Origin of the sequence: Pseudomonas sp. ANT_H12B (assembly GCF_008369325.1) — a bacterium.
Taxonomy (GTDB): Bacteria; Pseudomonadota; Gammaproteobacteria; order Pseudomonadales; family Pseudomonadaceae; genus Aquipseudomonas.
In genome coordinates this window covers 330780-355069 of record NZ_VOBI01000004.1, presented here as the reverse complement: position 1 = coordinate 355069, position 24290 = coordinate 330780, and the positions used below count along the sequence as shown (strand labels likewise).

At 58.7% G+C, this 24290-nt stretch carries 20 protein-coding genes; 13 read left to right on the top strand and 7 right to left on the bottom strand.

The window, feature by feature from the left end:
• The first annotated feature begins 55 nt into the window (after nucleotides 1–55).
• The gene (gene pdxB, locus FQ185_RS09260) at nucleotides 56–1201 is read left to right on the top strand and encodes a 4-phosphoerythronate dehydrogenase PdxB (RefSeq protein WP_149417161.1); all 1146 of its coding nucleotides are present in this window, start codon (nucleotides 56–58) and stop codon (nucleotides 1199–1201) included.
• Between the two features lie 172 nt (nucleotides 1202–1373).
• Here pdxB and FQ185_RS09255 read toward each other — a convergent pair whose 3' ends face one another.
• Complete coding sequence (locus tag FQ185_RS09255) at nucleotides 1374–1553, bottom strand: PA1571 family protein (RefSeq protein WP_149417160.1); 180 nt, start codon at nucleotides 1551–1553, stop codon at nucleotides 1374–1376.
• Nucleotides 1554–1813: 260 nt separating this feature from the next.
• On the opposite strand from FQ185_RS09255, the gene FQ185_RS09250 reads away from it, so the two are divergent.
• Nucleotides 1814–3607 carry an ABC transporter transmembrane domain-containing protein gene (locus FQ185_RS09250; protein WP_178113514.1) on the top strand — a complete coding sequence of 598 codons (1794 nt, stop codon included), beginning with the start codon at nucleotides 1814–1816 and terminating at the stop codon, nucleotides 3605–3607.
• A 79-nt stretch (nucleotides 3608–3686) separates the two neighbouring features.
• Here FQ185_RS09250 and FQ185_RS09245 read toward each other — a convergent pair whose 3' ends face one another.
• The gene (locus FQ185_RS09245; RefSeq protein WP_149417158.1) at nucleotides 3687–5615 is read right to left on the bottom strand and encodes a transglycosylase SLT domain-containing protein; all 1929 of its coding nucleotides are present in this window, start codon (nucleotides 5613–5615) and stop codon (nucleotides 3687–3689) included.
• Between the two features lie 213 nt (nucleotides 5616–5828).
• Here FQ185_RS09245 and FQ185_RS09235 point away from each other — a divergent pair, with 213 nt between their 5' ends.
• Nucleotides 5829–7745, top strand: coding sequence for an ATP-binding cassette domain-containing protein (locus FQ185_RS09235; protein ID WP_149417156.1), 1917 nt, complete (start codon nucleotides 5829–5831; stop codon nucleotides 7743–7745).
• A 130-nt stretch (nucleotides 7746–7875) separates the two neighbouring features.
• On the opposite strand, the gene FQ185_RS09230 is transcribed toward FQ185_RS09235, so the two are convergent.
• Nucleotides 7876–8316, bottom strand: coding sequence for a universal stress protein (locus FQ185_RS09230; RefSeq protein WP_149417155.1), 441 nt, complete (start codon nucleotides 8314–8316; stop codon nucleotides 7876–7878).
• Between the two features lie 104 nt (nucleotides 8317–8420).
• On the opposite strand from FQ185_RS09230, the gene FQ185_RS09225 reads away from it, so the two are divergent.
• The 7 genes from FQ185_RS09225 to FQ185_RS09195 all read left to right on the top strand — a co-directional run bounded on the left by FQ185_RS09225 (nucleotide 8421) and on the right by FQ185_RS09195 (nucleotide 16870).
• On the top strand, nucleotides 8421–8858 hold the full coding sequence (locus FQ185_RS09225; RefSeq protein WP_149417154.1) for a hypothetical protein: 438 nt from the start codon (nucleotides 8421–8423) through the stop codon (nucleotides 8856–8858).
• 539 nt (nucleotides 8859–9397) lie between these two features.
• Nucleotides 9398–11545 carry a fatty acid oxidation complex subunit alpha FadB gene (gene fadB, locus FQ185_RS09220; protein ID WP_149417153.1) on the top strand — a complete coding sequence of 716 codons (2148 nt, stop codon included), beginning with the start codon at nucleotides 9398–9400 and terminating at the stop codon, nucleotides 11543–11545.
• Nucleotides 11546–11574: 29 nt separating this feature from the next.
• Entirely contained in the window at nucleotides 11575–12750 is a 1176-nt protein-coding gene (fadA, locus tag FQ185_RS09215) for an acetyl-CoA C-acyltransferase FadA (protein ID WP_010456360.1), read from the top strand.
• A gap of 88 nt (nucleotides 12751–12838) precedes the next feature.
• The gene (locus FQ185_RS09210) at nucleotides 12839–13075 is read left to right on the top strand and encodes a DUF1653 domain-containing protein (RefSeq protein ID WP_046047845.1); all 237 of its coding nucleotides are present in this window, start codon (nucleotides 12839–12841) and stop codon (nucleotides 13073–13075) included.
• Nucleotides 13076–13189: 114 nt separating this feature from the next.
• Nucleotides 13190–15817: a type I DNA topoisomerase gene (gene topA, locus FQ185_RS09205; protein ID WP_149417152.1), complete on the top strand. Its 2628-nt coding sequence runs from the start codon at nucleotides 13190–13192 to the stop codon at nucleotides 15815–15817.
• A 139-nt stretch (nucleotides 15818–15956) separates the two neighbouring features.
• Nucleotides 15957–16481 (top strand): DUF6586 family protein, encoded by a 525-nt coding sequence (locus FQ185_RS09200; protein ID WP_149417151.1) that lies wholly within the window; start codon nucleotides 15957–15959, stop codon nucleotides 16479–16481.
• 155 nt (nucleotides 16482–16636) lie between these two features.
• Nucleotides 16637–16870, top strand: coding sequence for a hypothetical protein (locus tag FQ185_RS09195; RefSeq protein ID WP_149417150.1), 234 nt, complete (start codon nucleotides 16637–16639; stop codon nucleotides 16868–16870).
• Nucleotides 16871–16964: 94 nt separating this feature from the next.
• Here FQ185_RS09195 and sulA read toward each other — a convergent pair whose 3' ends face one another.
• Both sulA and lexA read right to left on the bottom strand, forming a co-directional pair.
• Nucleotides 16965–17438 (bottom strand): SOS-induced cell division inhibitor SulA, encoded by a 474-nt coding sequence (gene sulA / locus FQ185_RS09190; protein WP_149417149.1) that lies wholly within the window; start codon nucleotides 17436–17438, stop codon nucleotides 16965–16967.
• A 10-nt stretch (nucleotides 17439–17448) separates the two neighbouring features.
• Complete coding sequence (gene lexA / locus FQ185_RS09185) at nucleotides 17449–18057, bottom strand: transcriptional repressor LexA (RefSeq protein ID WP_007907770.1); 609 nt, start codon at nucleotides 18055–18057, stop codon at nucleotides 17449–17451.
• Between the two features lie 229 nt (nucleotides 18058–18286).
• On the opposite strand from lexA, the gene FQ185_RS09180 reads away from it, so the two are divergent.
• The 3 genes from FQ185_RS09180 (at nucleotide 18287) to FQ185_RS09170 (ending at nucleotide 20911) form a co-directional block, all read left to right on the top strand.
• Nucleotides 18287–18994, top strand: a complete 708-nt coding sequence (locus tag FQ185_RS09180) for a TetR/AcrR family transcriptional regulator (protein ID WP_149417148.1) — start codon at nucleotides 18287–18289, stop codon at nucleotides 18992–18994.
• Between the two features lie 168 nt (nucleotides 18995–19162).
• Complete coding sequence (nagZ, locus tag FQ185_RS09175) at nucleotides 19163–20161, top strand: beta-N-acetylhexosaminidase (protein WP_178113517.1); 999 nt, start codon at nucleotides 19163–19165, stop codon at nucleotides 20159–20161.
• A 12-nt stretch (nucleotides 20162–20173) separates the two neighbouring features.
• The gene (locus tag FQ185_RS09170) at nucleotides 20174–20911 is read left to right on the top strand and encodes an S-methyl-5'-thioinosine phosphorylase (protein WP_149417146.1); all 738 of its coding nucleotides are present in this window, start codon (nucleotides 20174–20176) and stop codon (nucleotides 20909–20911) included.
• 108 nt (nucleotides 20912–21019) lie between these two features.
• On the opposite strand, the gene FQ185_RS09165 is transcribed toward FQ185_RS09170, so the two are convergent.
• Both FQ185_RS09165 and FQ185_RS09160 read right to left on the bottom strand, forming a co-directional pair.
• The gene (locus tag FQ185_RS09165; RefSeq protein WP_149417145.1) at nucleotides 21020–23710 is read right to left on the bottom strand and encodes a DEAD/DEAH box helicase; all 2691 of its coding nucleotides are present in this window, start codon (nucleotides 23708–23710) and stop codon (nucleotides 21020–21022) included.
• 11 nt (nucleotides 23711–23721) lie between these two features.
• On the bottom strand, nucleotides 23722–24288 hold the full coding sequence (locus FQ185_RS09160) for a CsiV family protein (RefSeq protein ID WP_149417144.1): 567 nt from the start codon (nucleotides 24286–24288) through the stop codon (nucleotides 23722–23724).
• Nucleotides 24289–24290: the final 2 nt, after the last annotated feature.

Sequence of the window (24290 nt, the reverse complement as noted above, 5' to 3'; positions counted from 1 at the left end):
CTAGGCGTGACGTGCCATCTCCGCCTACACTGCCGATCCGCCAAAGGAGCCTGCCATGCTGATTGTTGCCGACGAAAATATCCCGCTGCTCGATGCCTTCTTCGAAGGTTTCGGTGAAATCCGCCGGGTGCCGGGACGTTCCATTGACCGCGCCACCCTCGAACAGGCCGATGTGCTGCTGGTGCGCTCGGTGACCAACGTCAACCGCGCGTTGCTCGAAGGCAGCAAGGTACGCTTTGTCGGCACCTGCACCATCGGCACTGATCATCTGGATCTGGATTACTTTCAGCAGGCTGGCATCTCCTGGTCCAGCGCACCCGGTTGCAACGCCCGAGGCGTGGTCGACTACGTGCTCGGCAGCCTGCTGACACTGGCTGAAATCGAAGGCGCCGACCTGACTCAGCGCACCTACGGCGTGGTCGGTGCCGGCGAAGTGGGCGGCCGGCTGGTCAAGGTCCTGCAAGGTCTGGGCTGGAATGTTCTGGTGTGTGATCCGCCTCGGCAAGCCGCTGAAGGTGGCGAATACGTCAGCCTCGAGCAGATCATCGAACAGTGCGATGTCATCAGTCTGCACACGCCGTTGAAAAAACACGGCGCGCAGTCGACCTGGCATCTGTTCGATAAAAACCGCTTGAACCAACTTAAATCCGGCACCTGGCTGATCAACGCCAGTCGTGGCCCGGTGGTGGACAATGCCGCCCTGCGCCAGGTGCTGCTGCAACGCGAAGACCTGCAAGCCGTGCTGGACGTTTGGGAAGGCGAGCCCGAAGTTGATGTGGCACTGGCCGAACTCTGCGTGCTGGCCACGCCGCACATTGCCGGTTACAGCCTGGATGGCAAACAGCGTGGGACGGCGCAGATTTATCAGGCGTATTGCGAGTTCCTCGGGCAACCGGCTCTGGTCAGTTTGAGCGATTTGCTGCCCGCGCCATGGTTGTCGCAAGTGTCTTTGAACGCTGACAGCGATCCGGCCTGGACGCTGGCGATGTTGTGCCGAGGTGTGTACGACCCGCGCCGTGATGATGCAGATTTCCGCCGTAGCCTTGTAGGCAACGTGAGCGAGCAGCGTGCGGCGTTCGATGCGCTGCGCAAGCATTATCCGCAGCGGCGTGAGATTGATGGGTTGAAGGTGCGGATTGACGGGGATTCGCCTGGGTTGCAGAAGATTGTGGCGGCATTGGGTGCGCAAATAATTTCGTAAATGGTGCTGGCCCTCTCGCGGGCAAGCCCGCTCCCACAGGATTAATGCGATTTCAAAATTGACGCATGACCTGTAGGAGCGGGCTTGCCCGCGATAGGGTGCGCAGCCCCCTCAAAAGGCACCCATAAAAAACCCGGCCATCAGAGGCCGGGTCAAGAAGACGGTGGCTATATCAATCTTGTTCGGCAGGTTTGACCAATCGCTTTTCCAGTTCGCGGCAAGCGTCCTGGATCATGCCTTCAGTGATCGGTACTTCGCGCCCATCCTTATCAATAATTGAGCAACCCAGAGACTGGTCTGGCTGTGTGCGGATCACTTCAATCTTGTCTTCGCTGCTGTTTTGCAAGGACATTGCCTGTCTCCTCATCAGGTTGTGTGCTTACTGTAAAACCGCCGGGTGACCGGGTTGTGACAACTCCCTGCGATCTTTCCTGAGCGGCAACACCAGTCCACCAGAAATTGTTAAACGGTGCCACCCGGACTTTAGACCAATAGCGTCTAGACGCTAGTATTGGCGGACATAATTAAACTGACTCATTGTGATTTACAGAGTTCATGCCCATCGACCAGTGTAGGCTTGGACGGGTTAATCCCTACTGGTTGTGCCTTCGGATGATCTTCATGTTTTCTTCCCGTCAGCGGCGCGCCGTGCGCCTGGCTCTGCGTTTCATCGCACCTTATCGCTGGCCGGCCCTCGGTGCCTTGCTCGCATTGATTGTCACCGCGGGCATCACCTTATCCATGGGGCAGGGCATTCGATTGTTGGTGGACCAGGGCTTCATGACCCAATCGCCGCACTTGCTCAACCAGTCCATCGGCCTGTTTATGGTGCTGGTGGTCGGCCTGGCAATCGGCACCTTTGCGCGTTATTACCTGGTGTCATGGATCGGCGAGCGCGTTGTCGCGGACATCCGCCGTCAGGTGTTCAACCATCTTATTTATCTACATCCGGGTTTCTACGAAGACAACCGCAGCTCCGAGATCCAGTCGCGGCTGACCGCCGACACCACGTTGCTGCAATCGGTGATCGGCTCTTCGTTGTCGCTGTTCTTGCGCAATTTGCTGATGGTGATCGGCGGGATCGTCTTGCTGTTTATCACCAACCCAAAGCTCACCAGCATTGTGGTGGTCGCGTTGCCATTGGTGATCGCGCCGATCCTGATCTTCGGCCGCCGAGTACGCAGCCTGTCACGCTTGAGCCAGGATCGAATTGCCGATATCGGCAGTTATGTCTCCGAAACCCTCGGCCAGATCAAAACCGTGCAGGCCTACAACCATCAGGTTCAGGACGAGCAACGCTTTGCCGTGACCGTGGAAGAAGCCTTCGACATCGCCCGCAAACGTATCTTCCAGCGGGCCTGGCTGATTACCCTGGTGATCGTGCTGGTGCTGGGCGCGGTTGGCGTGATGCTCTGGGTCGGCGGAATGGATGTGATCGCCGGGCGAATTTCTGCCGGTGAACTGGCAGCGTTTGTTTTTTACAGCTTGATCGTCGGTAGCGCCTTCGGCACGTTGAGCGAAGTGATCGGCGAACTGCAGCGAGCGGCAGGCGCGGCCGAACGGATTGCCGAGTTGCTCCGTTCGGAAAACATCATCCAGCCACCGACCACAGATCTGGTGACTTTGCCCGAGCGGGTGAAGGGCGATCTGGTGCTGCAAGATCTGCGTTTTTCCTACCCGTCACGTCCCGAAAGCTTTGCTGTCGATGGCTTGAGTCTGACCATCAATGCCGGCGAAACCCTCGCGTTGGTTGGGCCATCCGGTGCCGGCAAGTCGACGGTGTATGACCTGCTGCTGCGTTTTTACGATCCTGCCCAAGGGCGCATCTTGCTCGATGGCGTGCCGCTGACTCAACTCGACCCGCTGGATCTGCGCCGTTGCTTCGCCCTGGTTTCGCAAAACCCGGCGCTGTTCTTCGGCAGCATCGAAGAGAACATCCGTTACGGCAACCCGGCGGCAACCCTGGCCCAGGTTCAGGAAGCGGCGAAAGTCGCTTACGCCCATGACTTTATCGAGGCGATGCCCAACGGCTACCAGACTCATCTGGGCGACGGTGGCCTCGGTTTGTCTGGCGGCCAGCGCCAACGCTTGGCCATCGCCCGGGCGCTGCTGGTGGACGCGCCGATCCTGCTGCTGGACGAAGCCACCAGCGCCCTCGATGCCCAGAGCGAACACCTGATCCAGCAAGCCCTGCCAAGTCTGATGAGAAACCGCACCACGCTGGTCATCGCTCATCGCTTGGCCACGGTGAAAAATGCCGACCGGATCGCAGTGATGGACCAAGGGAAACTGGTGGCGGTGGGGACGCATCAGGAGTTGATCGCCAGCAACGCACTGTATGCGCGGTTGGCGGCGTTGCAGTTTAGTGATGGGCATGACGTGATCACAGACCCGGTAACCGACTAAGAAACCGAGCCAGTAGAGCACCAAAAAAAATGCCCGCATCAACCGATGCGGGCATTTTTGTCAGCGCTTCAAGGCAGGCTCATTGATCGTCAAAGTAGCGCTCATGCCAATCCACCAACGGCTGTGGTGAGTTGAGCTTCTGGCCGTAGATCACCGAGTACGACAGCACGTTTTGCACGTACTGACGGGTTTCGTCGAACGGGATGCTTTCCACCCAGACGTCGAAGCTCAGGTGGTCCGCACCGCGCAGCCACTGGCGCACGCGGCCGGGGCCGGCGTTGTAGGCGGCGGACGCGAGGACGCGGTTGCCGTTGAACTGACTGTGGACCTGGCTCAGGTAAGCGGCGCCGAGCTGGATGTTTTTGTCCGGGTCGAACACTTGCTTCGGCGAGGCCAGCGGGATGCTGAACTTGCGCGAGGTCTCCTTGGCGGTGCCGGGCATGAGTTGCATCAGGCCGCTGGCGCCGACGCCGGAACGGGCGTCGTCCATGAAGGCACTTTCCTGGCGAGTGATTGCGAACACCCAGCTTGAATGCAGGCCACGGACCTTGGCTTCTCGCACCAGGGTTTCGCGGTGGGCCATCGGGAAGCGGATGTCCAGATCGTCCCAGTATTTCGCCTGACTAATGGTGCGAATTGCCGGGAAATACCATTTCAGGTCGTAGGCCAGTTTCGCTTGGGCGACCATTTCGTCGCGGTTGAAGTGGCGGCTGACGTAGTACCACTCGCGACGTCCGTCGACGATCTGCCCGCGAGCATGGAATTCCAGGGCGCGTCGTATGCCGGGGGTATTGCGCACCTTGTTGATCAGCGCCTGACTGAGCACCAGCGGTTTGTTGTTCAGCGAGTAGGGCTGCTGCGAGCGATCCGCCGCGAGGAACCCATAAAAATCACGTTCGCGGGCGAGGCCCTTATACAGCGTCTGCGCTTCCGGGTTCTGCGGCTGCGCCAGTTCCAGGCTGCGGGCCTGCCAATAACGCCAGCGGTTGGTGGTCGCCAAGTCCGGCGGCAGGCGGCGAGTCAACTGATAGGCATCGTCCCAGCGGGCCAGGCGTAGCAGCAGACGCAAGCGCCATTCGGACACGGTGTTGTCGCGCAGTTCCGGGTCGTATTTAGTCATCATGTCCAGCGCGCGGCTGTCGAACCGTTTAGCCAGGGACAGGCCGATTTCCCGGGCGATCGCCACTTTTTCGTCACGGGAGAAGTGCATGCTGCTGGCATAACCGTCGAGCAGGTTCATCGCCTTGTCCGGGTCCTGGCGCGCCAGGCGGCGCAGGCCAAGGCTGACCACATCGGACATAGGCTCATCGGCCGGGGTAAAGCGCGACGGCTGGTTGAGCAGTTCAGGCTTCTGCGCCACGTCAATCAACAAACGACCGCGAGGGGCGAGAGTGGTCAGGCCATTGACCAGGCTGTTGGCCAGCGGATAGTTGCGCGCGTGAGCGGCAAGCTTGGCGCGCTCCCAGCGTTTTTGTTCGGTCAGTTGGCCTTCCGCGGCCCATTGTCCGAACAGCGCATCACAGGCGGCGGGTTGGGATTTGCCCGTCAGCCAGAGTTTATTGGCGTTGGCGTAACCTTCGGCTTTCTGGTTATGCCCGATCTGATACTGCGCGTTCAGGCAGTCCAGTTCGGTGAAGTTGAGCTTTGGGTCGTAATACTTGACGAAGGTCGCCCAGTCGCCGCGCTCGGCCAGCCAGCGCAACCAGCGAAGTTTCATCCAGTTGGCCTGGGGCAGGTCACCGTGTTCGGCGAGGAATTTCTCGATTTCGGCATTGCTCGCGGTTTTAAGGCGAGCGGTCAGTTCGTCATACGCCAGGTACGGCTCCAGCGGATAATCGCTGAGGGCTTGGCTGTATCGGAAATAAGGGCCGGTGTCACCCTTGGCGAGGGCACGCTTGGCTTCATCGTAATACTGGCGTTGGGTGGGCAGGTCCACCGCCTGGGCGGTTTGAACGGCAGTGGCAGAAAGAAGAAAACAGGATAAAAGACTGAAAAGGCGACTGCGCATGAGACGTCCGGGCAGAGAAATCATGACAAGCGCGGGCAATGCCCGCGCTGAATTATCTGTAGCTTAGCCTTTTGCCAGCAGCGGGCGAAAGCTTTGCCGGCCTGTCGGCATAAGTTCGCAACAATTGTCATGCAGAGTGCCACGAAGGTGAAATTGCCGGCCTTCTGAAGCCTCAAGTCAGGTAGAATGCGCGCCCGGTTTTTGGAGAAGCTCATGACCCTGCTCAAATTCAGCGATGTGTCCCTTGCTTTCGGCGCTATGCCGTTGTTGGACAAGGTGTCCTGGCAGATCGCCCGTGGTGAGCGGGTGTGCATCATCGGCCGCAACGGCACTGGCAAGTCCAGCATGATGAAGCTCGTCAAGGGCGACCAGAAGCCTGACGAAGGCTCCGTTTGGCGCGCGCCCGGCCTCAAGATTGGCGAATTGCCGCAAGAATTGCCGGTAGCCGACGAGCGGACCGTGTTCGACGTGGTGGCCGAAGGCCTGGACGGTGTCGGCGAGCTGCTCGCGCAGTATCACCACCTGAGCCAGAACATCGTCACCGACGCCGATCTGGACAAACTGATGCACGTCCAGCACGACCTCGAAGCCCGCGATGGCTGGCGTTTACAGCAGCTGGTCGACAGCACCTTGAGCCGTCTGCAGTTGCCGGCCGACAAGACCCTCGCCGAGTTGTCCGGTGGCTGGCGTCGCCGCGTCCTGCTGGCCCAGGCCCTGGTTTCCGAGCCCGATCTGCTGCTGCTCGACGAACCGACCAACCACCTGGACATCGGTGCGATCGCCTGGCTCGAAGAAGCGTTGAAGGATTTCCAGGGCGCCGTGCTGTTTATCACGCACGACCGTTCATTCCTGCAGAACCTCGCAACCCGTATTCTCGAACTGGATCGCGGTGGCCTGATCGACTGGAACGGCGACTACGCCAGCTTCCTCGTGCACAAAGAGGCCTCCTTGGCCGCTGAAGACACCGCCAACGCGCTGTTCGACAAAAAACTGGCCCAGGAAGAAGTCTGGATCCGCCAGGGCATCAAGGCTCGCCGCACCCGTAACGAAGGCCGCGTCCGCGCCCTCAAAGCCCTGCGCAATGAGCGTAGCGAGCGTCGTGAGCGCACCGGCAAGGCCAATATTCAACTGGATACCGCCGACAAGTCCGGCAAGCAGGTGATGGTCCTCGACAACGTGAGCTTTGCTCACCCAGGCGGCCCGTTCCTGATCAAGGATTTCTCGATGGTCCTGACGCGCGGCGACCGTATCGGTCTGCTGGGCGCAAACGGTACCGGCAAGACCACCTTGCTGAAACTGATGCTCAACGGTCTGCAACCAACCAGCGGCACAGTGGAAGAGGGGACGCGGATCGACGTGGCCTACTTCGACCAGTTGCGCCATCAGCTGGACCTGGAAAAGACTGTGATCGACAACGTTGCAGAAGGTCGCGACTTCATCGATATCGATGGTCAGAGCCGTCACGTGCTGAGCTACCTCGGCGACTTCCTGTTCAGCCCGCAGCGTGCCCGCACGCCGGTCAAGGCGCTGTCCGGTGGTGAGCGTGCGCGCTTGTTGCTGGCGAAACTGTTCAGCAAACCAGCGAACCTGCTGGTCCTCGACGAACCGACCAACGACCTCGACGTCGAAACCCTCGAGTTGCTGGAAGAGGTCTTGCTGACCTTCAACGGCACCGTGCTGATGGTCAGCCACGACCGGGCATTCCTCGACAACGTGGTCACCAGCACCCTGGTCTTCGAAGGTGAAGGCAAGGTTCGCGAATATGTGGGTGGCTATCAGGACTGGCTGCGCCAGGGCGGCTCGCCGCGCCTGCTGGGCGTGACCGAGAGCAAATCCGGCAAAGCCGACCTGACCTCTGCGGTCGTGACGGCCGAACCTGCGCCGGGCGCTGCGGTAGACGCGCCAGTGGCGAAGAAGAAGCTCAGCTACAAGTTGCAGCGTGAGCTGGAAATGTTGCCGGGTCAGATCGAAGCCATGGAGCAGCAGATCGCTACCGTTGAGGCCCAAATGGCTGATGCGAGCTTCTATCAGCGTCCTGCTGCCGAGACGGCTGCGGTGATCGCTCAGCTGGAGCAATTGCAGGCGGAGCTCGACATCATGGTCGAGCGTTGGGCCGAGCTGGATGCCTGACTGATCCTGCAATAAAAAAGCCCGGCGTTCAGTGATGAGCGCCGGGTTTTTGGTATGGAAAGTGATCTACAGATTGATGCACAACCTCTGTGGGAGCGAGCAGGCTCACTCCCACAGAGGTTCCGTATTATCAGCTTTTGTTTTGCAGACGCACCGCGAGCACATCGCAAGGCGCTCCGTGCAGTACGTCATTGGCGGTGGAACCCAGCAGGAGCGCCAGGCCATGCCGCCCATGACTGCCCACCACGATCATGTCGCACCCTTGCTCCTTGGCCAGATGATGAATCTCCTGGCGTGGCTGGCCGTAGGTCAGGTGGCTGTATTCCTTGGAGAGTTCCGGGTACTTCACGATCAGTCGGTCCAGGCGCTCTCGGGCCTGATCGAACTGCTGTTGCTGCAACTGCGACAGGTCCATCGGCACGTCACCGCCAAATGCCATGGCCATCGGCTCGACAATGTGCACCAGGGACAACTTCGCGCCGTTGCTCATCGACAGCTCGCGAGCGCGGTGGATTACAGGATCGCACTCTTCGGTTAGATCTACAGCGACCAGAATGTGGTTGTAGGGCATGAGGTGCTCCTCCTGAGGATTGCAATATTGGTAAGTATGGCTGGTTTCAAGCGCATTGGTTCCAAAGTGACTCAAAGCGCTCATCAAGAATCGGGAGTACAGATATGACGGTCTGGATAGTGGTGTCAATCCTGCTGGTGGTACTGAGTCCGCTGGCATGGTTGCGACCGTCTCGTGGGCAGAGCGGGCGCATGGCTTTGCGCATGGAGGCGCGACGCATCGGGCTGGCCATGCAGCTGGCGCCTCAGGAGTGGCCGCACTGGCTGAATCCGGAGCCGCCGAGCCCGTGTGCCCAGTACCATCGACCACGGCGCGGCAATCAGCCGGCATGCTGGAGTTACTGGCAAAAAGCGCCGGGTGTGTGGGTGAATCGATGGCAAGAGATCTGCGAGGATCGAGCGCTGCTCAATCATTTCGAAAAATTGCCGGCCAACGTTTACAAGATCGAAGCGGACAAGCAGATGATCACGTTGTACTGGGGCGAGAAGGGCGACGCGACTGTTCTACAGGATATTGATGCGCTGCTGAAAGCGCTGGCATGACACGCTGAAATTTCGCGCTGCAATGGCGCGAAATGCCTGACAGACAGGCAATAAAAAGCCCGACATCATCATCGGGCTGGGGTTGGCCAGGCAGGCCGGTAATTCGGTGTGGGCTGATCTTACGCTGGGCGTTCGCCAAAAGCGTTCATATTTTTTTCTAAGGTCCTCGCCAGCGTAGCCGCTTCAACGCGGTTCGCAGTAAGTTAGGGCGACTTTTCTAACTATTGATCTTATGAATGACCGCACATGCATCTGCATGTTGAAGATCTTCGCGGTACGGAAATGACCGGAAAGTCGCGTTTCAACCAGCATTTTGGGCGATTGACAATTGCCGGGAATTCCGTGAAGGTGACGCACCCAAATCAAACGGGCGTATGAATTGAGCGTTTGTATTACAGATCGCTCCTACAGAATCCCGACTATCGCGTTGGCGGGTGTGCCGGGTGGATTGGCGTAGCATTGACGATTAACGTCCCTGCCAAGCCATTCGCCTGGGTCCGACGTGTACTGTTCAGCTTCCATATCGTGGAGATCAGTTGATGATTTACGAAGGTAAAGCCATCACGGTTAAGGCTCTTGAAAGTGGCATCGTCGAATTAAAATTCGACCTCAAGGGTGAGTCCGTCAACAAGTTCAACCGTCTAACCCTGAACGAACTGCGTCAGGCCGTAGACACCATCAAGGCAGATGCTTCGATCAAGGGTGTGATCGTCAGCAGTGGCAAGGACGTGTTCATTGTCGGCGCCGACATCACCGAATTTGTCGAGAACTTCAAGCTGCCTGATGCAGAGCTTGTTGCAGGCAACCTGGAAGCCAACAAGATTTTCAGCGATTTCGAAGACCTCAACGTCCCGACTGTCGCCGCGATCAACGGCATCGCTCTGGGTGGTGGTCTGGAAATGTGCCTGGCGGCGGACTACCGCGTCATGTCCACCAAGGCCAAGATCGGCCTGCCGGAAGTCAAGCTGGGCATCTACCCGGGCTTCGGCGGTACCGTGCGCCTGCCGCGCATTATCGGTGCCGACAACGCCATCGAATGGATTGCCGCCGGTAAGGAAAACCGTCCTGAAGACGCGCTGAAAGTCGGCGCAGTCGATGCAGTGGTTGCCCCTGAGAAACTGCAGGAAGCCGCCCTGGAGCTGATCAAGCGCGCCATCTGCGGCGAGTTCGATTACAAGGCCAAGCGTCAGCCGAAGCTTGAGAAGCTGAAGTTGAACGCCATCGAACAAATGATGGCTTTCGAAACCGCCAAAGGTTTCGTGGCCGGTCAAGCTGGCCCGAACTACCCGGCGCCGGTCGAAGCGATCAAGACCATCCAGAAAGCCGCGAACTTCGGTCGCGACAAGGCGCTGGAAGTCGAAGCCAACGGGTTCGTCAAACTGGCCAAGACCTCTGCCGCGCAGAGCTTGATCGGTCTGTTCCTGAACGATCAGGAGCTGAAGAAAAAGGCCAAGGCCTACGACGAAATCGCCAAGGACGTGAAGCAGGCAGCCGTATTGGGCGCCGGCATCATGGGTGGCGGTATCGCTTATCAGTCGGCCTCCAAAGGCACGCCGATCCTGATGAAAGACATCAACGAGCACGGTATCGAGCAAGGTCTGGCTGAAGCCGCCAAGCTGCTGGTGAGCCGCGTTGATAAAGGTCGCATGACTCCGGCGAAAATGGCTGAAGTGCTCAACGGCATTCGTCCGACCCTGTCCTACGGTGATTTTGGTCACGTTGATCTGGTCGTCGAAGCGGTCGTCGAGAACCCTAAGGTCAAGCAAGCCGTTCTGGCCGAAGTCGAAGACAAGGTCAAAGAGGACACCATCCTCGCGTCCAACACCTCGACCATTTCCATCACCTTGCTGGCCAAAGCCCTCAAGCGTCCGGAAAACTTCGTCGGCATGCACTTCTTCAACCCGGTGCACATGATGCCGCTGGTGGAAGTGATTCGTGGCGAGAAGTCCAGTGAGCTGGCAGTTGCCACCACCGTTGCCTACGCCAAGAAAATGGGCAAGAACCCGATCGTCGTCAACGACTGCCCGGGCTTCCTGGTCAACCGCGTACTGTTCCCGTACTTCGGTGGTTTCGCCAAGCTGGTCAGCGCCGGTGTGGACTTCGTCCGTATCGACAAGGTCATGGAAAAATTCGGCTGGCCAATGGGCCCGGCGTACCTGATGGACGTGGTCGGCATCGACACCGGCCACCACGGTCGTGACGTAATGGCTGAAGGTTTCCCGGACCGCATGAAGGACGACCGTCGTTCGGCCATCGACGTGCTTTACGAAGCCAAGCGCCTGGGCCAGAAGAACGGCAAGGGCTTCTACGCCTACGAGACCGACAAGAAAGGCAAGCAGAAGAAAGTCGCCGACCCGTCGGTGCTGGAAGTGCTCAAGCCGATCGTTTACGAACAGCGCGAAGTCACTGACGAAGACATCATCAACTGGATGATGATCCCGCTGTGCCTGGAAACCGTGCGTTGCCTGGAAGACGGCATTGTCGAAACCGCTGCCGAAGCCGACATGGGTCTGGTCTACGGTATTGGTTTCCCTCCATTCCGTGGCGGTGCGCTGCGCTACATCGATTCGCTCGGTGTTGCAGAGTTCGTTGCGCTGGCTGACCAATACGCTGATTTGGGCGCGCTGTACCACCCGACCGCGAAACTGCGTGAAATGGCCAAAAACGGCCAGCGGTTCTTCGGTTAAGCGCCCCCAACTAGAGTGAGAGTGAATATATGAGCTTGAATCCTAGAGACGTCGTGATTGTCGACTTCGGTCGTACTCCGATGGGCCGCTCCAAGGGCGGCATGCACCGCAACACCCGCGCCGAAGACATGTCGGCGCACCTGATCAGCAAATTGCTGGAACGCAACGTCAAGGTCGACCCGAACGAAGTCGAAGACGTGATCTGGGGCTGTGTGAACCAGACCCTGGAGCAGGGCTGGAACATCGCCCGCATGGCGTCCCTGATGACTCAGATCCCGCACACTGCTGCCGGCCAGACCGTCAGTCGTCTGTGTGGCTCGTCGATGAGCGCTCTGCACACTGCGGCGCAAGCGATCATGACCGGCAACGGTGACGTGTTCGTGGTTGGCGGCGTCGAGCATATGGGCCACGTGAGCATGATGCACGGTGTCGATCCGAACCCGCACATGTCCCTGTACGCGGCGAAAGCCTCGGGCATGATGGGCCTGACCGCAGAAATGCTCGGCAAAATGCATGGCATCACTCGCGAACAACAGGACGCTTTCGGCGTGCGCTCCCACCAGCTCGCTCATAAAGCGACGCTGGAGGGCAAGTTCAAAGACGAAATCATCCCGATGCAGGGCTACGACGAGAACGGTTTCCTGAAACTGTTCGACTACGACGAAACCATTCGTCCGGAAACTACCCTGGAAAGCCTGGCGGCTCTCAAGCCTGCTTTCAACCCTAAGGGCGGCACCGTGACAGCCGGTACTTCGTCGCAGATCACCGATGGTGCTTCGTGCATGATCGTGATGTCGGCGCAGCGTGCGCAGGACCTGGGCATCCAGCCTTTGGCGGTGATTCGTTCAATGGCAGTGGCAGGTGTGGACCCGGCAATCATGGGCTATGGTCCAGTACCGGCTACACAAAAAGCGCTGAAGCGCGCGGGTCTTGGCATTAACGATATCGACTTCTTCGAGCTCAACGAAGCTTTCGCCGCACAGGCCCTGCCAGTGCTGAAAGATTTGAAAGTACTCGACAAGATGAACGAGAAGGTTAACCTGCACGGCGGCGCGATTGCCCTGGGTCACCCATTTGGTTGCTCCGGTGCGCGTATCTCCGGCACTCTGCTGAACGTGATGAAGCAAAATGGCGGTACCTTCGGGGTAGCTACCATGTGCATTGGTCTCGGCCAAGGCATCTCCACCGTCTTCGAACGCGTTTAAGCGTTCCGTTGACGGAAGCCGGGGCCAAGTGCCCCGGTTTTTGTTTTTCTGAAATTTTTTATTTTTTTTTTTGTGTGAGGGCCAAACCATGCCGATACAACCTGGACTCTACCAACATTACAAAGGTCCGCAGTACCGTGTATTCAGTATTGCGCGGCATTCGGAAACCGAAGAAGAAGTGGTCTTCTACCAAGCCCTGTATGGCGATTACGGCTTTTGGGTGCGTCCCTTGAGCATGTTCCTGGAGTCGGTCGAGGTTGACGGCGAACAGGTGCCTCGCTTTGCTTTGGTGCAAGCCGAACCGAGTCTTTTTTCCAAGCCATAAGCTGAGTGCGCGCGGAACCCTGCGCTTGACCTCATCTTGTAGCCACTATATATAGCGGTGCCGCGTCAGGCGCCAACCGCCTTTCACTTCTAGAATTCAGGAATTTTCTGATCCATGGGCAAATCGCTGGTCATTGTGGAATCCCCGGCTAAGGCCAAGACCATCAACAAGTATCTGGGTAACCAATACGTGGTGAAGTCGAGTATCGGCCATATCCGAGACCTGCCCACCAGCGGTTCGGCTAGCGCCAGCAAAGAGCCAGCCGCCAAGCGCGGCAAGGCCGCCGCGGGTGAAGGTCCGGTGCTCACGCCGAAAGAGAAAGCGCGCAAGCAGCTGGTCTCGCGCATGGGTGTCGATCCCGATCATGGCTGGAAAGCCAAGTACGAGATCCTCCCGGGCAAGGAAAAGGTCATCGAAGAGCTGCGCCGGCTCGCCAAAGATGCTGACACCATCTATCTCGCAACCGACTTGGATCGCGAGGGGGAAGCCATTGCCTGGCACCTGCGCGAAGCCATCGGTGGTGATGACAGTCGGTACAAACGCGTGGTGTTCAACGAGATCACCAAGAAGGCGATCCAGGAAGCCTTCTCCAAGCCGGGCGAGCTGGACATCGATCGTGTGAACGCCCAGCAGGCGCGTCGCTTCCTCGACCGCGTTGTGGGTTACATGGTTTCACCGTTGCTATGGGCCAAGATCGCCCGTGGGCTGTCCGCCGGTCGCGTGCAATCGGTCGCGGTAAAACTGGTCGTTGAGCGTGAGCGTGAAATTCGCGCGTTCAACCCGGAAGAGTACTGGGAAGTCCACGCCGATCTCGGCACCGCCAAGGGCGCCACCGTGCGCTTCGACGTGGCCCGCGAGAAAGGCGAAGCCTTCAAGCCGCTGAACGAAGCCCAGGCCATGGCCGCGCTGGAGAAGCTCAAGGCATCCAGCTACAGCATCGTCAAGCGCGAAGACAAACCGACCAGCAGCAAGCCGTCGGCTCCGTTCATTACTTCCACTCTGCAACAGGCTGCGAGCAACCGCCTGGGCTTCGGTGTGAAGAAAACCATGATGATGGCCCAGCGTCTGTACGAAGCTGGCTACATCACGTACATGCGTACCGACTCCACCAACCTCTCGGTTGATGCGGTGGCGATGGCGCGTACTTATATTGAAAGCGAGTTCGGCAAGAAGTATCTGCCGGAAAACCCGAACGTCTACAGCAGCAAGGAAGGCGCACAAGAGGCTCACGAAGCGATTCGTCCGTCCGACGCCAATACCGAGCCAAGCAAGCTGTCGGGCATGGAGCGTGATGCTGAGCGGCTCTACGAGCTGATCTGGCGCCAGTTTCTCGCTTGCCAGATGCTGCCAGCCCAATACCTGTCGACCACTGTCACTGTCGGTGCCGGTGACTTCGAGTTGCGCGCCAAGGGCCGCATCCTGAAATTCGACGGCTATACCCGCGTCATGCCGCAAATCGCCAAGCCAGGCGATGACGACGTGCTGCCGGACATGGCCCAGGGCGACGCGATGAAGCTGATCAAGCTTGATCCGACCCAGCACTTCACCAAGCCGCCCGCGCGTTACTCGGAAGCGAGCCTGGTAAAAGAAATGGAAAAACGCGGCATCGGCCGTCCTTCGACCTACGCAGCGATCATTTCGACCATTCAGGATCGCGGCTACGTGGCGCTGCATAACCGTCGTTTCTACTCGGAAAAGATGGGCGACATCGTGACCGAGCGCCTCGCCGAGAGCTTCTCCAATCTGATGGACTACGGCTTTACGGCCGGCATGGAAGAGAACCTCGATGACGTGGCCCAAGGCGAACGCGACTGGAAAAACGTGCTCGACGAGTTTTATGGCGACTTCAAGAAGAAACTCGAAGTAGCCGAAAGTGCCGAAGGTGGCATGCGCAGCAACCAGCCGGTGATGACGGATATCCCGTGCGTGTTGTGCGGTCGTCCGATGCAGATTCGTACTGCATCGACAGGCGTGTTCCTCGGTTGCTCGGGTTACAGCCTGCCGCCGAAAGAACGCTGCAAGGCTACCGTCAACCTGGTGCCGGGCGATGAAATCGCAGCCGACGACGAGGGTGAATCGGAGTCGCTGGTCTTGCGTGGGAAGCATCGTTGCCCGATCTGCAGCACGGCGATGGACGCTTATCTGCTCGACGAGAAGCGCAAGCTGCACATCTGCGGTAATAACCCGGATTGCGACGGCTACGAAATCGAAGAGGGCTCTTATCGCATCAAGGGCTATGAAGGTCCGAGCCTGGAATGCGACAAGTGCGGCAGCGAGATGCAGCTCAAGACCGGCCGTTTTGGCAAGTTCTTCGGTTGCACCAACGCGACCTGCAAGAACACCCGTAAATTGCTGAAAAGCGGTGATGCGGCGCCACCGAAAATGGATCCGGTGAAGATGCCTGAGCTGAAATGCGAAAAGGTCAACGACACCTACATCCTGCGCGACGGTGCTTCCGGTCTGTTCCTGGCAGCCAGCCAGTTCCCGAAAAACCGCGAGACGCGTGCTCCGCTGGTCATGGAAATTGTGCCGCATAAGGATGAGATCGATCCGAAGTATCACTTCCTCTGCGAGGCACCGAAGAAAGATCCAGACGGCCTTCCGGCGGTGATCCGTTATAGCCGCAAGACCAAAGAGCAATACGTGCAGACTGAAGTCGAGGGTAAACCGACCGGCTGGAAGGCGTATTACGACGGCGGTAAGTGGAAGGTTGAAGACAAGCGTCCAGCAGCCAAGGCTTAAAAGGCGCTTATTCACAAGGCCGCATGACAACCCTCGGGTTTTCATGCGGCCTTTTGTTTTGTGCTTGCGGGAAGCGAAGGTGATCCACGACACTGTCCGATCTGTGTGAAGCAATTATTTCGTAGTGGAGGCTGCCGTCATGGCCCACGAACTCTATACCCGTACCAACCAGAAGATCTATTTCGCCGGCCTGTCGCTGGAAGCGCTCGCCAGGGCCGAAGAGGGGCGGGCGATGAACTCCCTGGCGCTGATTCAGGCCGGACGCGAATCGGCGTTGTTTCACCTGTACGGTGCTCTGCTGGGGCTTTGCCATGAAATCGCCGGTTTCTATCGACTGCCGCAGGCCAACGCGCCTCGGGCCGAGATGTTGCTGACCCGCGAAGTACTGGAAGCCATTGCAATTCCTGAAATGGCTGAGATGGTCGAGTTGGCCAACAATTCGGAAACCTGGCTGGCCAAACTGTTGGCCGCCCATGCTGCACTGTTTCAACCGCCACGGGCGCCGCACAAGCCCAAGGGTGACGTGACGCAGCCGCTCATTCTGGCTGTTAACCTGGATGAGGAGGAGATGCCTCAAGAGTTGAGCAGGGAAGAGTTGGAGAGCTGGCGTCAGAACCTCAAAGGTCTGGCGATTCGATTTCGCGAAGGATTGAACGAGTGCTGAAGGATTGAGTGTTTCGACGGGTGGTCCGATGGGCTGTCCGTTTTAGGGAAGAGTGCTGTCAGATATTTCCCTTTGTAAAAGCAGCTGGTCAAGATCCCGAGCGAAGCCTGGCCGATGCCTATATAATCCCCGCCTTTCGTGGAGAACAGATCTTTATGCCAACGTCCTTTCTAGAAATTGTCGAGTTACCAGACGGCCGTATCGAATTGCGCAGGGCCGAGGACGAGGGTTCTCTGGTTACTTTGAATTTCTCCGAGGATGCCAAAGCGTTCCTGCAAGGCCAGCACGTGGAAGTCGCCAAGGCGATGTTGAGCGTCGGCGTTCAGATGGCCGGACGTTTGGTTGAAGGTGAATTCAACACAGATGAGGGCACGCGGGTTCTGCATTGATCCCGTCCGTCGGTTATTTGCGGATACCGCTACAGATCGGCTTCTCTATCCTTGGAGAAGCCCCGCGCTGTTCAGCGCGCGCATTGCTTGTCAGTTAACCCAGACGAATATTCAGACTTTGTGCATCCCCGGTACGGGCGGCGCTGATCAACTGTGCCCGTAAGGTTGTGCTCAGTGGGTTGAGCCAGCTGACTACCGTGTGGCTGCGGCCGAGGCGAAGGGCTTCGCAGGTCAGTTGCTGAGCGCTCTGGGTACCGCGCGGTTGCAGCAGCAGGATACGCTCGCGGTTCAAGCCCGCGTCCCGCAGCCAGGCCTGGGTCAGGCTGGCGGGCGGAGCGATCAGTGTCAGCCAGCGCGCGTCCTGATCCTGACTCAACTCCCTGAGGATCGGCGCGAGAAGGTTCAGGCAGTTCCCGGTCGCACCACGCAGTGACAGCTCACTGAAAACTTCAGGTTCGGCGCTCCATGGCGACTCGACCACGTCTTTCAGAATCGGCGCCAACGGCTGCACCATGAACGCCTCGAACAACGGCAGTTGGGCTTGCTGTGATGTATGTGGGAACTGCATAAAGCCTCCTTTAGCGGCGAATGACGCCAACACTCAAGCCTTCGATCACCAGTTCCTGATCTTTCAGGTTCACTTCGATAGGGGCAAATTCAGGGTTTTCGGCAATCAGCCAGACTTTGCTGCCGTCGCGCTTGAAGCGTTTGACGGTCACTTCGTCGCCGATCCGTGCGACCACGATCTGGCCATTGCGGGCTTCACGGGTGGTATGGACGGCCAGCAAGTCGCCGTCGAAAATACCCACATCCTTCATGCTCATGCCATGAACCCGCAGCAGATAGTCAGCGCGCGGATGGAAGAACGAAGGATTGATGTTGCAGGATTCTTCGATGTGCTGTTGGGCCAGGATTGGGGCACCAGCAGCCACTCGGCCAATGATCGGCAGGGAGGATTCGTCAGCCTTGGCTTCGAAGCCCGGAATGCGAATACCACGGGAGGCGCCAGGCGTCATCTCGATTGCACCCTTGCGGGCCAGCGCTTTGAGGTGTTCTTCCGCCGCGTTGGGCGACTTGAAACCCAGTTCCTGAGCGATTTCCGCGCGGGTTGGCGGGTAGCCGTTGTCTTCTAGGCAGCGTTTGATGAAGGCCAGAATCTCTGCTTGGCGTGGCGTCAGCTTTAGCATATTGATCGCTCTGTCTTTTTATACAGTGACTGGGATTATATACAGTGAAACCGACTTGGCAATGCCCCTTTTTTTGCAGACCGCCAGACGGTCGATCAGCCCGCTTATTGATGCTTCGCCGTTGTATGGTTAAATAGCTGACCGACCATTCCCAAAACGAACCGCCAGGCTTGACAAGGCTCAGGCTGAAACGTATGTTTCAAACAAGTGTTTGTCAGGCGGAGTAGTCATGGCACAGTCGGAAACCGTAGAACGCATTCTTGATGCTGCCGAGCAGTTGTTCGCGGAAAAAGGTTTCGCTGAAACCTCGTTGCGTCTGATTACCAGCAAGGCCGGTGTCAATCTGGCGGCGGTGAACTATCACTTCGGGTCGAAGAAGGCGTTGATTCAGGCCGTCTTCTCACGCTTTCTCGGGCCGTTCTGCATCAGCCTCGATAAAGAGCTGGAGCGACGTCAGGCCAAACCCGAGAACAAGCCGACACTTGAAGAGCTGCTGGAAATCCTCGTCGAGCAAGCCTTGGTCGTACAGCCACGCAGCGGCAATGATCTTTCTATCTTCATGCGTTTGCTGGGTCTGGCTTTCAGTCAGAGTCAGGGTCACTTGCGTCGTTATCTGGAAGACATGTACGGAAAGGTTTTCCGCCGTTACATGATGCTGGTCAACGAAGCCGCGCCGCGTATTCCACCGATTGAGCTGTTCTGGCGCGTGCACTTCATGCTGGGTGCTGCTGCGTTCAGCATGTCCGGTATCAAAGCGTTGCGCGCGATTGCCGAAACCGACTTCGGTGTGAACACCTCGATCGAGCAAGTGATGCGTCTAATGGTGCCGTTCCTCGCCGCAGGCATGCGTGCCGAAACCGGCGTCACCGACACGGCGATGGCCAGCGCGCAGTTGCGTCCGCGCAGCAAATCGACTCCGGTTGCCGCCAAGGTTTAGCCACACGGGTGGGCGCGGCAGCTGACATCCGCTAAGCTAGCCGCCCATGCCGACTCTCGTTCTGAACCCGCTCCCACTATTGTTCACCGACCTGCCGGGCACAGCCCATGGCGGTGAATACGTGCGAGCCGGGTTTATCGTTATCAAGGAATCTCTATGACTGCTGGCCTGCAAGGCTCGTTGATGGTGGACGTCGCCGGTACCTGGCTGACGGCCGAAGATCGCCAATTGTTGCGTCAGCCCGAAGTGGGCGGCCTGATCATTTTTGCCCGCAACATCGAACACCCGCGCCAGGTCCGTGAGTTGAGCGCCGCTATCCGCGCCATTCGCCCCGATCTGCTGCTGGCAGTGGACCAGGAGGGCGGCCGGGTTCAGCGCCTGCGTCAGGGTTTCGTGCGCCTGCCGGCCATGCGCGCCATCGCCGACAACCCGAATGCCGAATACCTGGCCGAGCAGTGCGGCTGGATCATGGCGACCGAAGTGTTGGCTGTCGGTCTCGACCTGAGTTTTGCGCCGGTACTTGACCTGGATTATCAGCGTAGCGCCGTGGTCGGCACCCGCTCGTTCGAAGGTGACCCCGAGCGTGCAGCGCTGCTGGCCGGTGCCTTCATTCGCGGCATGAACAGCGCCGGCATGGCCGCCACGGGCAAGCATTTCCCCGGTCACGGCTGGGCCGAGGCGGATTCCCATGTCGCGATCCCTAACGATGAGCGCAGCCTCGATGAGATCCGCGCCAACGATCTGGTGCCGTTCGCCAAATTGAGCAAGCAACTGGCCGCCGTCATGCCAGCCCACGTCATTTATCCACAAGTCGACTCTCAGCCCGCCGGCTTCTCGCGCCGCTGGTTGCAGGACATTCTGCGCGGCGAGCTGCAATTCGATGGCGTGATTTTCAGCGATGACCTGTCCATGGCCGGTGCCCACGTGGTCGGCGATGCAGCCAGCCGTATCGAAGCGGCGCTGACTGCCGGTTGCGACATGGGGCTGGTGTGCAACGATCGCGCGGCTGCGGAGTTGGCCCTCAGCGCCGCCCAGCGCCTCAAGGTCAAGCCGTCCGAGCGCATCGCGCGGATGCGCGGCCAGTCGTACGCCAGCACGCAATACCGTCAAGACCCGCGCTGGTTGACAGCCATCGGTGCGCTCAAAGAAGCTCAACTGATTGATTAAGGGGTTTTCGTAATGACGGTTTACGCGATTATCGGCGGCACTGGCCTGACGCAACTCGAAGGCTTGAGCATTCGTCAGTCATTGGCAGTGGACACCCCGTACGGTGCGCCATCGGCCGAGGTGCAGATCGGTGAGTACGCGGGCAAGGAAGTGCTGTTTCTTGCACGCCACGGTCATCCTCATCGTTTTCCGCCGCACCAGGTCAACTACCGCGCCAACCTTTGGGCGTTGAAGCAGGCCGGTGCTGAAGCGATCCTGGCGGTCAACGCCGTGGGTGGGATTCATGCTGCGATGGGGACCGGACATTTCTGCGTACCCCATCAGTTGATTGACTACACCAACGGTCGCGAACACACCTATTTCGCCAATGACCTGGAGCAGGTCACGCACATCGACTTCAGCTATCCCTATAGCGAACCGCTGCGCCAGCAGTTGATCGCGGCGTTGGCGGCTGAAGGGGTTGGCTACAGCAGTCAAGGCGTATATGCCTGCACTCAGGGGCCTAGGCTGGAAACCGTCGCTGAAATCGCGAAACTGGAGCGTGACGGTTGCGACATCGTCGGAATGACCGGGATGCCGGAGGCGGCGCTGGCGCGTGAGCTGGAACTGGATTACGCCTGTCTGGCGCTGGTGGTAAACCCGGCGGCGGGCAAGTCGACGACGGTGATTACCATGGCCGAGATCGAGCAGGCGTTGCATGGCGGGATGGGAAAGGTAAAGTCGACGTTGGCGCGGGTGCTTAAAGGCTGATCAATCGTTAAACCGAGTTGACCCCATCGCGGGCAAGCCCGCGCCCACAGGTACAGTGATCATCCTGTGGGAGCGGACTTGCCCGCGATAGCGATCTAATAATCGCCGCTATTTTTCGAACTTGTCGGGCAACGGCGCAAACAACGCTTCAATATCATCACTCTGCAACTTCCAGTCCCCGGTCTTGCGCCCATCCAGTACGCCAGCCGCCAAGTCGGATTTTTCCTTCTGCAAGTGCTGAATCTTCTCTTCCACCGTGCCCCGGGCAATCATTTTGTAGACGAACACCGGTTTCTCCTGACCGATGCGATACGCGCGGTCAGTGGCCTGGTTTTCTGTTGCCGGGTTCCACCAAGGGTCGTAGTGAATCACCGTGTCGGCCTCAGTCAGGTTCAGGCCTACACCACCAGCCTTCAGGCTGATCAGAAAGATCTGACGCTTACCGCTCTGGAAGTCTTTCACCGGGGTGCGTCGGTCGCGGGTCTGTCCGGTCAACAAGGCGTATTCAACACCGCGTTTTTTCAGTTCGTCTTCGATCAACGCCAGCATTGAGGTGAACTGCGAGAACAGCAGAATCCGCCGACCTTCTTCAAACAGCTCCTCAAGCATTTCCATCAAGCTATCGAGCTTGCCCGACGTGCTGCCGCGAGTGGGCAGGACGGCATCGTTGACCAGGCGTAAATCGCAGCACACCTGACGCAGCTTCAGCAGCGCCTCCAGAATGATGATCTGACTGCGCGCTACGCCCTTGCGGGTGATCTCGTCGCGGACTTTCTTGTCCATGGCCAGGCGCATGGTTTCGTATACATCGCGCTGGGCTTCGTTGAGCTCGACCCAATGAATGATTTCAGTCTTTGGCGGTAATTCCGTCGCAACTTGTTCCTTGGTCCTGCGCAACAGGAACGGCTTGATTCGACCATTGAGATGCTGAAGTCTGACTTCGCTGGCGCGCTTTTCGATCGGCACGCGGTAATCACGGTTGAAACTTTTCACATCGCCAAGCCAGCCGGGCAGCAGGAAATGAAACAGCGACCACAGCTCGCCCAAGTGGTTTTCCAGTGGCGTGCCGCTCAGGCACAGGCGCTGGCGAGCATTCAGCGCGCGCGCAGCCTGGGCGGCCTTGCTGTTGGGGTTCTTGATATATTGCGCTTCATCCAGAACCAGCACGTGAAACGGCTGTGCGGCCAGACGTTCGACGTCTTTGGGCAGCAGCGCATAGGTGGTCAGGATCAGGTCGTAGTCGGTCAGGTTCTCGAAGTGCTTTTTGCGACTGGCACCGTACAGCGCCAGCACTTTGAGTTGCGGTGTGAAGTGCGCCGCTTCGTCGAGCCAGTTAGGAATCAGGCTGGTAGGCATCACCACCATGCACGGCCGATCAAGGCGCCCGGCGTTCTTCTCGCTGAGAACGTGCGCCAGGGTCTGTAGGGTTTTGCCCAGGCCCATGTCATCCGCAAGGATTCCGCCCACTTCCAGTTGCCGCAACGACTGCATCCAGCTCAAGCCTTCCAGCTGATACGGACGCAAGGTCGCGTTCAAACCTTCAGGTGCGGTGGCGGTGAAATCCTTGATGTCCCGCAAACGCTGGGCAAAGGTGCGGATCTGCTCGCCACCTTCCCAGAGCAGCGGCATGTCTTCCAGCGGATTCAGCCGCGTGGCGTCAGCTTTGCTCAGGCGTAGCGTGGTTTCGCCGGGCCCTTGCAGATAGAACTCGCCGAGGGTTGCCAGCACCGGTTTCAAACGACCAAAGGGCAGGGCGACTTGCAGCGGGCCGTACTCGGAGTTGGGCCGATTGGGGATGTTCACCAGAATCAGCTCGTCATCGCGACGTCGGGCGAGGCGTTCCGGGTTGAGGATTTCGGTGTGGGAGCGCATCAGGTTCAACAGGATCGGCAACAGGCTCAGCCGCTCACCGTTGACGATGATCCCCAGTTCCAGATCGAACCAGTCGCGCTCCGCTGCCTGTTCGACGGTGGCGTACCAGTCGTCCACGGCAGTCAGGTCGAAACCGAAATCTTCGTCGATCTGCAATTCCCAACCCTGGGTGCGCAGCTTCGGCAGCTCGTTCAGGGTAAAGGTCAGCCAGGCGCTGTCGTTGACCATCTCGAACAGTTCGCCCGCACTTTCCGGCAAGGCCTTGCTTTGTCGGGTGGCGATCTTGAAACCGAGGATTCGCAGCTGTTCCCTGTAGGTTTGTTCGACTTCCGGATGACGTTTTATCCGCAGCGTCTGTGTTTCTTGACGAATCAGCACGTCGGCATTCTTCTGCCCGGAAACGTATTCATCCAGATAGCTGAAGGACAGCGCCGCACGATGCTGGATGTAGCGCTGCATCTTGCCGTTGCGCGGTTCGAAGGCGCTGAACTCGATGCTCGCCAGCCACAGGCGCGGCACCGGTTGCACGTTATCCACCAGCACTTGTGGCGGCGCCTTCGGACTGCGGTTTTCCAGTACGGCTTGGAGTTTTTCCAGCAGTTCGGCGTCTTGTGCGGCGGCGGGGTAGGCGAGGGTTTCCTGGACTTTCAGCAACACCGCCGCGCAATGCTTGCAGTTGCTGTGGACCGGGCAGGTGCAGGTGGCGTCGATCATCAGCAAAGTGCTTTTGGCCGACTCGCGCAGGCGAATGGTCTGACGGTAAACGTTACCGCCAGAGCCTTCGCAAGCAGCGATGATAGTGGCGTCGCCGACCTCGACGATCCTGACGCGGTTCTCTAAAGCGTAGCGGCGGCCACGCTCCAGACTCTGTTCCTTGAATCGGCTGACCCAGGAAGGTGCCAGGGGTTTGCTCAGGGTCGGGGGCATAAGGACTTCAATCAGTCCGGAATTTCATCGGGGACTGGCCGAGGCGCAGGCGCTGTCAGCGAGGTGATCTTGATCAGCAGGCCGAGGTGGCCGTTGTCGAGGAAGTTCAGCTGGCCGTTCTTGGTGTGGCTTTCCTGTTTCAAGCGTTCGCTGGCAGTCACCAGGCCATTGGCGTCGATCTGGTTGACCCAGAAATCCGCGTCGACGTCAGTGAAGCGGCCCAGCTTCAGGTTCAGCGTGCCCTCGATCGGGAATTGGCCGAACTGCTCCGTGCCATCGCTGATTGCGACTTTGCTGGCTTCTTCACCAAGGGTTTGCTGCCAGGCCTTGTGCAGCAACACCGTGTAGTTTTGATCGGCGGTGAGCTTTTCAACTTCGGGGTTCAGGCTTGGCGTGCGAAAGCTATCGGGGCTGATGCGCTGGGCACCGGCAGCCCAGTCTTCCGGCGCTGCACGGCTGACAATCGCCGGCACGGCGTTTTGCCGCACCAGAATCATTTCGACCTGATACAGGTCATCGGCAAACGCCGTAGGGGTGACCAGGGCAATCAACAAGGTCAGTGAGCGGAACAGGCGCATGC